The sequence below is a fragment of the Pseudoalteromonas sp. S558 genome (assembly GCF_005886635.1).
GTDB classification, from domain to species: Bacteria; Pseudomonadota; Gammaproteobacteria; order Enterobacterales; family Alteromonadaceae; genus Pseudoalteromonas; species Pseudoalteromonas aliena.
Genome location: NZ_PNDU01000333.1, coordinates 1 through 1630, shown reverse-complemented (window position 1 = coordinate 1630; position 1630 = coordinate 1). Strand labels below are relative to the sequence as shown.

At 38.0% G+C, this 1630-nt stretch carries 1 protein-coding gene; it reads right to left on the bottom strand.

Going from position 1 to position 1630, the window contains the following annotated elements; all coding sequences use genetic code 11:
- The coding region (locus tag CWB66_RS18615; RefSeq protein WP_138586536.1) for a methyl-accepting chemotaxis protein at positions 1 to 1385 on the bottom strand (1385 nt) is incomplete at its 3' end.
- Positions 1386 to 1630 lie beyond the last annotated feature (245 nt).

Below are 1630 nucleotides of genomic sequence, written 5' to 3'. Positions count from 1 at the left end.
TGCTCTACACGCTCTTGAGTCTCAGAGCTGGCATTGAGCATATTTTGAGAAAATCCTAAGCTTTGCTCCATTGCTGAAAAGGTACTTTTTGCGTTATCAGCAACTTGGGAGTTAATATGATTAACCTGCTCACCTATGTGTTGAATATCGCTTAGCAAATTTTGGTTTTGCTCAACTTGCCCATGACTTAATGAGGTTTGCTGGCTGATCGTTTGCAGATGATTACTCATCTGTTGCATAAAATCGTTAACGACTTCGAGCATTTTTGCACGATCTTGTGCTTCATTTCGCTGGCGATCAATTAATAGATTAAAATATTGCGCTATTTCGCCCACTTCCGTTTTTTCATTTTTGCATTCAATATTTTTAAGTTCATTGCTCTCGATTAAAAAAGCAAAGCCATCACGTAATTGCCTCAAAGGTGTGAGCACTTGATTTCGTTGCACAAAATAAACACCTGCAGCCAATATAACAAGTGTGCCTATAGCAACACAAAACACCCAAAAAACACGCTGTTTTAAAGTGCCCTGCTCTACTTTTAACAATTGCTCTGCATTTATAACCGTGCTTGAAAGTGTACTAATTTGTGCGCGCAGATTATTAGAACCACTTTCGCGTTGCTGCGTTTGTTTTAGAGTACTGGATAGATCACGAGGATAACGACTTGGCCAACTTAGCAGTTCTGACTTTATTTCGTCGGCCAAATCTTCGGCCTCTTCGTCAACAAATAAAGCATCCTCATCAACATCACTCATTACACCTAAATTAGGTAGTTGATCGATAGACTTGGCAACTTGGTTTAAATTATTAACACTTTGCTGCAAACTTTGATAAGTACTTTCATCATACTGAAGGATTAATTGATAAGTAAACAAAGATAAGTTAACAGCCTCGCTATAGTAATCACTGGCCAGTGTATAGTAATTGAGTGCATCATTATTTTGCGGCGATGCTTTTTTAGCGTAACTAATAAGCGCTGACGCAGAGCCCGTCATTTGCCTCAATGCATTATCAAGTAAGGCCGTTTCGTTGCCCGAGAGCTTGCCAAGCGCTCGATACTTACCGTTTATATCATCGTTGAGTGCAGTTAGCTGCTGCTCAAGCTTAATGCTTAAGTCATTGGGGAGTATAGATAACTGATTGGTTTTTATTAACTCAATTGAATTTGATGCGAGATTTAAATATTGACTATCACCTTGGTCTAAGTAGTTACCTAACTGCCCTGCTAAATCGACCAGAATAGTATTTTTAAGCTGGCTGTAGGCCGTATCTTGTTGCTCTAGTTTAAGTAATGTTTGGCTCGCCCAAAACAGTGTAGAACCTAATAAAACGCTTGCCGAAGCCAGCAATATTGCTAATAACCGAGTAAAGGATGAAACGCGCATAAATCTAAGTTCCTATAGTGAATGCGCGCATAGAATATTAACTATTTGTGACAGTTTGATGACTCTTATTTGCAACTACAAAATAAGCTAAAAAACCATGCAAAAGTAGTGATTTTGATAGGTCACTTTACTTCGTTATACCAACCTGCTTATATATGGGGTCTATTTAACGTTAAGAAAATTACGCTAGAACTAGGCAAAAGTTTTTGTATCTAGTTGTTCTAAATATAAAATTTTAAAGGACT